General features: G+C 70.6%; 8 protein-coding genes. 2 read left to right on the top strand and 6 right to left on the bottom strand.

Annotation, left to right across the window (positions count from 1 at the left end; translation table 11 throughout):
• Positions 1-12: 12 nt before the first annotated feature.
• The 6 genes from IY392_RS04855 to IY392_RS04830 all read right to left on the bottom strand — a co-directional run bounded on the left by IY392_RS04855 (position 13) and on the right by IY392_RS04830 (position 5,372).
• Positions 13-363, bottom strand: a complete 351-nt coding sequence (locus IY392_RS04855) for a P-II family nitrogen regulator (protein WP_107756009.1) — start codon at positions 361-363, stop codon at positions 13-15.
• Entirely contained in the window at positions 360-1,844 is a 1,485-nt protein-coding gene (locus IY392_RS04850) for a DUF1538 domain-containing protein (protein WP_194860660.1), read from the bottom strand. Before IY392_RS04850 ends, IY392_RS04855 begins: the two co-directional genes overlap by 4 nt.
• A gap of 150 nt (positions 1,845-1,994) precedes the next feature.
• Positions 1,995-2,546, bottom strand: coding sequence for a gluconokinase (locus IY392_RS04845; RefSeq protein WP_194860662.1), 552 nt, complete (start codon positions 2,544-2,546; stop codon positions 1,995-1,997).
• A 39-nt stretch (positions 2,547-2,585) separates the two neighbouring features.
• On the bottom strand, positions 2,586-3,473 hold the full coding sequence (locus IY392_RS04840) for a maleylpyruvate isomerase family mycothiol-dependent enzyme (protein ID WP_194860659.1): 888 nt from the start codon (positions 3,471-3,473) through the stop codon (positions 2,586-2,588).
• A 138-nt stretch (positions 3,474-3,611) separates the two neighbouring features.
• Positions 3,612-3,749, bottom strand: coding sequence for a methionine/alanine import family NSS transporter small subunit (locus tag IY392_RS04835; protein WP_107756012.1), 138 nt, complete (start codon positions 3,747-3,749; stop codon positions 3,612-3,614).
• A 3-nt stretch (positions 3,750-3,752) separates the two neighbouring features.
• Positions 3,753-5,372: a sodium-dependent transporter gene (locus IY392_RS04830; RefSeq protein ID WP_182613197.1), complete on the bottom strand. Its 1,620-nt coding sequence runs from the start codon at positions 5,370-5,372 to the stop codon at positions 3,753-3,755.
• Between the two features lie 170 nt (positions 5,373-5,542).
• On the opposite strand from IY392_RS04830, the gene IY392_RS04825 reads away from it, so the two are divergent.
• Together IY392_RS04825 and IY392_RS19480 are read left to right on the top strand one after the other, a co-directional pair.
• Entirely contained in the window at positions 5,543-6,079 is a 537-nt protein-coding gene (locus IY392_RS04825; RefSeq protein WP_228549038.1) for a hypothetical protein, read from the top strand.
• A 315-nt stretch (positions 6,080-6,394) separates the two neighbouring features.
• Positions 6,395-10,107: fatty acid synthase subunit beta domain-containing protein (locus IY392_RS19480; protein ID WP_194860658.1), on the top strand; the 3,713-nt coding region annotated here is incomplete at its 3' end.

The following is a 10,107-nucleotide window of genomic DNA, read 5'->3' as shown; positions in this document are numbered from 1 at the left end:
GGCGGGCGTGGCTCAGGTGTCCTCCCGGCGCATGTACTCCTCGAACTTGACCAGTTGTCGGGGGTCGATCCCCGTGAGGTGCTCGATGGGGACGTTGAAGGCGATGCCGCGGGAGTTGTCCCCGTCGACGAGGACCTCGTGCAGCGCCTTGAGGATCGGGGTGGCCAGGTGGGTGCCCACGACCATGAGCAGCACCGACTGGGACCCCTCGAAGGTCAGGCCGAAGAACGTCTTCTTCTGTTGCCCGCCGATGCCCTTACCCTCCAGGATCGTCACCCCGGTCGCGCCCGCGCGTTGCGCGACCTCGATGGCGGGGTCCTCCAGTTCGGGAGGGGCGATCACTACGACGGCCGTGAATTTCATGACGCTTCCTTCTGCAGACGAGGGATTTTCTCGAGGACGATGGCATAGAGCAGGACGGAGATGATCGGGAAGATCGAGGCGAAGGCGATCAGCCCGAAGCCGTCGAGCAACGCGCTGCGGTCCTCGATCGCGCTCGCCAACCCGATGCCCAACGCGGTGACCAGCGGCACGGTGACCTCGGAGGTGGTCACCCCGCCGAGGTCGAAGGCCAGGGCGACGATGTACTTCGGGGCCAGAGCCAGCAGGACGAGCACCACGGCGTAGGAGACCATGATGAAGTAGTGCAGCGGCCCGCCGGTCAGGATGCGGAACACTCCCAGGGCGATCCCGACCGCCACCCCGGTGGCCACGACCAGGCGGATGGCGGTCGCGTTGATCCCGGCGGGCGATACGTTCTCCGCCTGGTCCGCGACGGCGACCAGCGCCGGCTCGGCCATCGTGGTGGCGAACCCGATGAGCAGGGCGAACAGCAGGATCAGGGCGGGCACATCGCGATCAATCAGCTGCTCCGCCATCTGGGTGCCCAGGGGGAACAGCCCCATCTTCAGGCCCACCACGAAGGCGTAGAGCCCCACGAGCACCATGACGAACCCCACGGCCACCCGCAGTGGGTGGGACAGCTTGCGGCGCAGCGCGACGTACTGGAAGAACAGGACGACGATCACCATGGGCGCCACGTCGCGCACCATCTCGGCCAGCCCCACCACGTGTTCCAGCCAGAGGGGCGTCCCCCCGGTCTCCTCGGCTCCAGTGGTGGGTGTTCCGCCGCCACCGCCGAAGGTGTAGACCCACATGCCGTAGAGCTGCACCCCGATCATGGGCACCATCACGCACAGCGCCACCAGGCCGAAGCCGTCCGTGAGCGCGCTGCGGCCCCGGATCGAGTTGGCCAACCCGATCCCGATCGCGGCGATCAGCGGCACCGTCACGACGTTGGTGGTCACTCCGCCCGAGTCGAAGGCCAGGCCCACGATCTCCGGCGGGGCCACGAACGTGGCCACCAGGACCACGATGTACCCGCCGATGAGGATCCGGTGGACCGCCCAGCCCCGCAACACGCGCAGTATCCCCAGGACCAGGACGAGGCCGACGGACACCGCGATGACCACCCGCAGCACGACGCCGTCGATGCGCCCCTCACTGATCAGTTCCGCCTGCTCCGCCACCGCGATCAGGGCCGGCTCGGCCACGACCGCGGCGAACCCGATGGCGAAACCGAAGGTGAGGAGCAGCCCGAGCGCACCGCGTCGGGTGAACTGGTTGGCGAGGTTCTTGCCCACCGGGAACACGCTGAGATCCAGGCCCTGGAGGAACAGGGCGATCCCCACACCCACGATCAGCAGACCCGCGACCAGCTGCACGGGGTCCTCGGGTACCCGGCGGAAGACCAGCAGCTGGAAGGCCGCCACCACGGCCACGATGGGCAGCAGATTCCGCAGGGCCTTCCGGAACTCCAGGGCGAAGTGGCGGAGATGCTCCATGGAGGCTGGCGTCCTCTTCCGGGGTCGGGTCGACAGGCGGCCTGCCTCCCAGTCTGACGCACGACCCCGGGGGCGTCCACGAAACGGCGGCGCGACGGTGGTCGGGGCCCCCGGGACGGGGCTCGTCCACCGGCGGGCTCACCGATCACGTCACCGGCGTCGGTCCGGGCGGAGCGCGGCGACGACGGTGTCAGCGACCTGCTCCACCGTCCCCGAGACCGGGCAGGTGATCCCGTGCTCGTCCGGCGCCAGAGGCTCCACCGTGGCCAGCTGGGAGTCCAGGATCTGCGGGGACGCGAAGTGCCCGCCCCGGGCCGCGAGCCGGGCCGCGAGAAGCTTCCGGTCGCCGCGGAGTTCGACGAAGAACACCGGGCGGTCGACCCCCCGGAGGATGTCACGGTAGGCGCGGCGCAGCGCCGAACACGCGACGACGAGACCCGGGCCGGCGGTCGTCTCGGGGGCCGGATCGCGCCCCGACCCCGATGTGAACCGGCTCTGCTCCGCCATCCGGGTGCGGACCGCCTCCAGCCACGGCTCGCGGTCGAGGTCGGTGAGCGGCTCGCCTGCGCCCAGCTTGCGGCGGTTGGCGGGCGGGTGCAGGTCGTCAGCGTCCACGAAAGGGGCGCCGATCCGTTCGGCGATCGCCTGCGCAACGGTCGATTTGCCGGCACCGGTCACGCCCATCACCACGATGTGCGTCATCGGTGTCGACACCGTCGGCAGCGGATCCGGCGACCGGGATCAGATGGTGAAGGCCATCGATTCGAGGATCCTCCGGCCCAGCTCCTCGTCGCCGCTGATCTCCACACCGTTTCCGGGTTCCGCGGAGATCCTGCCGGTCGCGGCGCGGACGAAGGTCGGGGTGTCGAAGACCAGCTCGACCGAGACCCGTGCGGAGTCGTCGACGTCCACGAGTCCCGCCCGGCCGGCGACCAGCACATCGGTGGCCAGGGACGGGTCGGCATCGGAGTCGCCCTTCACCCGGAACCGGACCCGCGAACCGTCCGGGGCCCCGGCGTTCTTGCCCACGATCCGGGGTAGGGCGCGCGCGATCTCCCCGAGCGCGAACCTCCCCACGCCGCTGTCGAGGTGGTGCGTCATGCCGAGGGCGTGACGGATGTCGTCCTCGTGGACCCAGCAGTCGAACACGCGCACCCCCATGAAGCGTCGGAACGGCACGCGGCCGACGGGGGAGTCGGTCTCGGCCTCCAGGTCTTCGGCGGTCATCTCGGAGAGCTGCACGGTGCGCTCGGCCACGACCTCGCGGAAGTCCGCGAACGCGTCCTCGACGGCCAGGGACCGGGCCTCCTGGACGAACCTCTCGTTGAGCTCCCCGATGGGATTGCGGACATAGTCGCGCGACGAGGCGGGGAGGTCGACGTCCGGTATCGGCTCGCCGGCCAGCAGGTGCTCGGTTCCGGCGATGTGCGCCACCACGTCTCGCACCGTCCAGCCCGGGAGCGCGGTGGGGGTGGCCCAGTCGTCCCTCTTGAGTCCCGCCAGGAGCTCGTCGAGATGGTTCCACTGCTGGATCAGGTGACGGATTTCAGTAGGGGCCTCGTCTGGGGCTCCGGTGTCGGCTCCGCTTGCGGAGGTGGCGGAGGCGGCGTCGCTGTCGGTGGCGTCCATGACCACAAGGCTAGTGCCGTGCAGGAGAGCCGCGCGGCGACTTGGGGCCGTGGCCGGTGCTCTCCTCGGAACACCCGACCCCGGCGCCGCTGTGGTGTGCGGACGCCGGGGTCGGCGATCAGGTCGTGCGGCGGGAGCTCAGAGCTCGCGCGCGGGAGTCGCCGTGGATCCGTCAGGATCGTCGGGGTGGCCGGCGTAGTGCACGATGCTGGCGACGAGTCCGCCCCAGATCACGAGCAGGAACAGCACCATCATGATGATCGCGGAAGCGTCCATGGCTCAGGCCTCCTTGGGCGTGTGGGTGGGGGCAGGGTTCTCGTCGGGACGGGTGAGTCCCTCCTCGTAGACGTAGTCGCTCGGGTCGTCGTCGACACTCGGCGGTCCGTCGAGCTGGCGGGCCCCCCGCCAGGGCAGGGCCGACAGGATGATCGACAAGACCAGGATGGTCCCGATCATGCCCCAACCCCAGACGCCCAGGATGGCGGCGTCATAGCCCTCGTAGGGCTCGGAGATGAGGGACATGATCTCGCGGATCAGCGAGTAACCCAGGACGACCGGGGTGATCACGGCGAGGCACACGATCCAGAAGGTGCCGACCTTCCACGAGGACACCGAGTTGAGGTGATCGCGCAGGGTGGGGGCGAGGCGCATCACGAAGATCACCACGATGAGGGCGATGAGGGTGATGCCGACGATGCCGAGGCTGTTGACGAACTTGTCCATCACGTCGAGGTTCTGCAACCCGGTCTCGGTGGGCATGAGCAGGATCGAGGCGGCCGCCATCGGGATGCCGACGGCCAGCACCGAGGTGGTGCGGCTGCTGCCCATCTTGTCCTGGAAGGACGAGATGACCACCTGGACGATCGAGATGAGTGAGGTGATACCGGCCAGGATGAGGCAGACGAAGAACACCACGCCCCAGATCGGGCCGCCCGGCATCTGCGAGATCAGGGCCGGGAAGGCGATGAACGCCAGGCCCGGCCCGCCGCCCACGTCCTCCCAGCCGGCGCCCGCCGACGTGGAGACGAGGAAGCCGAGGGTGGCGAACACGCCGATGCCGGCGAGGACCTCGAAGGCCGAGTTGGAGAAGCCCACGACCAGCCCGGAGCTCGTGAGGTTGGACTTGCGCTTGAGGTAGGAGGAGTAGGTCAGCATGATGCCGAAGCCCACCGAGAGCGAGAAGAAGATCTGCCCGTAGGCCGCGATCCACACGCTCGGCTCGGTGAGCACGCCCCAGTCCGGGGTGAAGAAGTTGTTGAGGCCGTCCATGGCGCCGTCGAGGAAGAGTGACCGCACGACGAGGGCGGCGAAGAGCGCCACGAGCAGCGGGACGAAGAGCAGGGCGGTGCGGCCGATACCGTTCTGGACACCCGCGAGCAGGACTCCCAGCGTCACGATCCACACGACCACCAGGACGATCGCGATGCCCGGGACGAAGTCGACGCCGAAGCCGCTGCCGGCGCGGAGGAAGTCCTCGGCGAAGAACGACGCCGACTCCTCGTATGTCTCCCCCCACCGTTCGTCGATCGAGAACCACGCGTAGGAGGCGGCCCAGGCGATGATCACGGCGTAGTACACGGCGATGACGAAGGACACCAGGACCTGGATCCAGCCGATCGGCTCGGCGAAGCGGTTCATCCGCCGGAAGCTCAGCGGCGCGGACCCGCGGAAACGGTGGCCGATGGCGTAGTCGAAGAACAGCAACGGGAGGCCCGCGGTGAGCAGGGCCACGAGGTAGGGGAGCAGGAAGGCGCCGCCGCCGTTGTCGTAGGCGACGAAGGGGAAGCGCCAGATGTTGCCGAGGCCGACGGCGGAGCCGATGGCGGCAAAGACGAAGACGGAGCGACGGGAGAATGTCTCTCTCGGTGTCGCCCCACTCCTGGTGGGCGGGCTGGTCATGGTCGACTCCTTGTGGGGCGATCGGGCGGCGGATCCGCCGGGTGTGACGGAACGACGATAGGTGCGGTCTCCACTACTTCTCATATCTTCACGGCGGGTTGGTGTTTTGGTGACCATTTCGACGCATTCGCGGCACCGAATCGTGTTACTGGTGTGACTACAGTGATCTCATGAGGATGCAGCGAATGAGCCCGGGAGTGGGGCGTCGGCTGGCCGCGGCCACGGTCACGGCCACGGTCGCTGCGTCGATGGTCGTAGTGTCCGGTCTCGTCGCCGCACCAACCCTGGCCGCACCAACCCTGGCCGCCACCTCGCCGGCGGTCACGGCGCCCTCCCCGGCCGAGGTGGTCCGCGAGACCGGGTCGTGGTTCTCGCACGGCTACACCCTCGACCTGCGCGCGGACGGCACGGGGATGTTCGCGGCCTGGACAGGGGCGTTCGACGGGACCAGGGTCCACGTGCGACTGATCCCCGCGCCGGGGCCGGCGACCGTCGCCGAGGTGACCGCCGTCGAGACCGTCGGGCGTGGGGGTCTGGCGACGGACGAGCGACCGGGCGTCGGGGGACTGGTCACCATCTCCTTCGGGGACGCGGTGCGGACGGCCCACGTCGAGTGGTCGTCGGGCCCGCGCCGACTGGCCGCCGACCTGTGCCCGTCCGAGGGGCTCGACGCCGACGAGATGGCCGCCCTCCGCTGCGGAGCCTGAGGGCGGACCAGCGGCACGAGACGCCTGCGACACACCGTCAGGGGGAGGTTCCCCCCTGAGAAGGAAGTAACGATTCGATAACGGCGCTCGTCGGAACCTGAGGTGCCCCTCACCTGTACATATGAGGGAAGCGTCAGGTTAGAAGTGTGATTAGCGCCACTGCCGAGGCCCCTCGATGCTCCCCCCGACGGTCGGCCGGATCCCCTCAAGCTGAGGGAGTCCTCAAGTTCCTGTGGCAGTCTGTGCCCTGCGTCGGACCACCATCCGGTCCCGGCGCGGAGTTGTTCCAGACGAAGTTGCCAAGGAGTTCCACACGTGACGATCGACGACCGCGACCTCACACCCCGCCCGCTCGAGACCGGACACGCGGCCCGCCGCCAGACCCGGGCGCTCGCGGACGATCTGCGTGAGGGCACCGCCTACGCTCTCGCCTTCGGGGGGCAGGGGATCGCGTGGCGCGACGCGTTGAGCGATCTCATCGACGGCACCGGGATCGGCCCCGAACTGCAGGACCTCGTCGACTCCTCCGTCGCCCTCACCGAACCCGTCCACGACGAGATCGCGGTGGTCCGGCCCCACGGTTTCCGGCCCATCGAGTGGGCCAACACCACCACCGGCGAGGACGAGGACCACGGCGACCTGCCCGACGAGGCGTCGCTGTCCTCCGCCGCGGTCTCCCTGCCCGCAGTCCTGCTCACGCAGGTGGGCGCCGTCCGCGCGCTCGCCGCCGAGGGCTTCGACGTCAACGACACCGCCCCCGCCGCGGTGGTCGGGCACTCCCAGGGGATCCTGGCCGTGGAGTCGGTCCAGACCTTCGGATCGGTCGACGAGCGCCTCCTGGCGATGGCCGAACTGATCGGCGCCGCGGCCACCCTGGTCGGTCGACGCACGGGCCTGTTCCGTCGTGGCGAGGCGAGCCCCATGGTCGGCGTGTCGGGCATCGACGGCGCGGAGCTGCGCGCCCTGGTCAACGAGGTCTTCGCGGCGGTCGACCCCTCGCTGCGGCCGACCGTCTCCATCCGCAACGCCCAGCGACGCCACGTCGTGGTGGGCCGCCCGGACGACCTCGAGGACCTGCGCCGTCATTGTGCGGACCTCGAGGCCGAGTCCCGCCGCCGTCGCGAGGCCAAGCTCACCGGCGGCGAGGTCTTCGCCCCCGTCTTCGACCCCCTCGACGTGGAGGTCGGGTTCCACCACCTGGCGATGGCCCCCGCCGTCGACGTCGTATCCGACTGGGCGGCCCGCTGTGGCCTGGACGCCGCTCGTGCCACGGCTCTGGCCCGCCAGGTCTTCGTCGAGCCCGTCGACTGGGTCGAGGAGATGGCGGAGGCCCTGCACTCCGGCGCCGAGTGGATCCTCGACATGGGCCCGGGCGAGGCCCTGACCCGCCTCAACCGCTCGGTGGTCCGCGGTCAGGGCGTCGGCGTGGTCGCCGCCGCCACCCGCGGTGGGCTGCGCAACCTCTTCACCCCCGGCGCCACCCCGTCGATCGAGCGTCCGTGGACGGCCTATCAGCCCCAGCTCATCACCCTGCCCGACGGCTCCGTGCACGTGGAGACCTCGTTCACCCGCCTCACCGGGTGCTCGCCGATCCTGCTGGCCGGGATGACCCCGACCACCGTGGATCCGGAGATCGTCGCCGCCGCGGCCAACGCCGGCCACTGGGCCGAGCTCGCCGGCGGAGGACAGGTGACCGAGGCGATCTTCGCGGAGAACACCCGGCGTCTGGCCGAGCTGCTCGAGCCCGGCCGCAGCGTCCAGTTCAACTCTCTGTTCCTCGATCCGTACCTGTGGAAGCTGCAGGTCGGTGGCAAGAGGCTCGTCCAGAAGGCCCGCGCGGCGGGCGTCCCCTTCGACGGGGTCATCGTGACCGCCGGCATCCCCGAGCTCGACGAGTCCGTGGCCCTGATCGAGGAGCTCACCGAGGCGGGACTGCGCCACGTGAGCTTCAAGCCCGGAACCGTCGCGCAGATCCGCCAGGTCGTGCGGATCGCGGCCGAGGTCCCGCACATGCCGGTGATCGTCCACGTCGAGGGTGGCCGGGCCGGGGGACACCACTCGTGGGAGGACCTCGACTCACTGCTGCTCGCCACCTACCCCATGCTGCGGGACCGTCCCAACGTGGTCCTGTGCGTCGGCGGCGGGATCGGCACCCCGGAACGGGCGGCGGACTACCTGACCGGTTCCTGGGCCAACGCCCACGGCTTCCCGGCCATGCCCGTCGACGGCATCCTCGTGGGCACGGCCGCGATGGCGACCCTCGAGGCCACCACCAGCCCGCAGGTCAAGCAGCTCCTCGTGGACACCGTCGGCGTGGACCACTGGGTGGGTGCGGGACAGGCCGAGGGCGGCATGGCCTCGGGCCGCAGCCAGCTCGGCGCGGACATCCACGAGATCGACAACACCGCCGCCCGCGCCGGACGCCTGCTGGATGAGGTCGCCGGCGACGCCGACGCCGTGGCCGAGCGCCGCGAGGAGATCATCGCCGCGATCAACGGGACCGCCAAGCCGTACTTCGGCGATCTCGGATCCATGACCTACGAGCAGTGGCTGCGCCGGTTCGCCGAGCTGTCGCTCGCACCCGTTCCCACCGCCGGCACCGCCTCGGAGTCGGAGGCCGCCAGCGGCCGCTCGGTGTGGCTCGACCCCACCATCCGCGAGCGGTTCCACCGCATGGTGCAGCGCGCCGAGGCCAGGCTGGACGAGGCGGACTCCGGACGAATCGTGTCGGCGTTCCCCCTCGTCGAGGCGATGGAGCGGCCCACCGAGGTCGTCGACGCCCTCGCCGACCGCTACCCGGACCTGGCCACCGCGACCCTGCACCCCGCCGACGCCGCCGAGTTCCTCGACATCTGCCGCATGCCGGGCAAGCCCGTCCCGTTCGTGCCCGTCATCGACGGCGACGTCCGCCGCTGGTGGCGCTCGGACTCACTGTGGCAGGCCCATGACGCCCGGTACGACGCCGACGCCGTGTGCATCATCCCGGGCACCACCGCGGTCGCCGGGATCACCCGGGTCGACGAGCCGGTCGGCGAGCTGCTCGATCGGTTCGAGAACGCCACCGTCGACCGCGTCCGCGAGTACATGCCCACCACGCAGCACGTGAGCAGCCGCCGTCGCGGCACCGTGACCACGGCGCAGGGCCCGGTCGCCGACGTGCTCAACGCCCCCGACGTCTCGTGGGCGGGTCGTCTCGTGGTGAGCCCCGTCCACCGCCTCGGCGTCCTGCACGCCTGGGAGATCGACCCGAGCGGCATCGGGTACCACCCGGTCTCCGGCGCGATCCTCACCCCGGGCCCGGACGGCCGCACCGTCGACCTCACACTGCCCATCGGCCCGACCGAGATGACCATCACGATCACCCTGGGTGACGCGGTCGCCACGGGCGCCGCCCCGGTCGTCACCGACGCCGCCGCGGAAGCCGCCATGCGTACCCTTCTGAGCACCGCCGCCGGCGTCGGGCGCGGCGGCGCCGGAGGCACCGCGATCGACGCCCTGCCCGAGGTCTCGGACGGCGTGGCCACGGCCCGGTTCACCTTCGAGCCCACCCTCGCCTCCGACCACACCGGTGTCACCGCCGGCAGTCTGCCCACCTCGCTCATCACCTCGGACGGCGTCCCCGACGCCCTCGTGGGCGCGGCGTGGCCCGCGGTCTTCGCGGTCCTCGGTGAGGCGCGTCGCCCCCGGGGCGGCGGCACAGCTGTCGAGGGAACAGTGGTCGAGGGTCTGCTGGACCTGGTCCACCTCGACCACGGCATCCGCATGCACTCCGCGCTGCCCGCGCAGTCGACCGACCTCGTCGTCGTCGCCCGGTCGGGAGACGTCCGCGACACCGACCTCGGGCGCGTCGTCGAGGTGTCGGTCGAGGTTGCCACGGTCGCCGCCGACGGTGCGCGGTCACCCCTGTGCACCCTGTCCGAGCGGTTCGCGATCCGCGGCCGCACCGGTGGCGCGGAGGTGGGCGACCCGCGGCCCGCCGGCGGCGCCCTGATCACGGCCGAGGGAGGGACCGCGAGCCCGGCCGAGAC

Origin of the sequence: Dietzia sp. SYD-A1 (assembly GCF_015356725.1) — a bacterium.
Classification (GTDB): domain Bacteria; phylum Actinomycetota; class Actinomycetes; order Mycobacteriales; family Mycobacteriaceae; genus Dietzia.
Note: the sequence above shows the minus strand (reverse complement) of the source record. Positions and strands in the feature narration are given on the sequence as shown.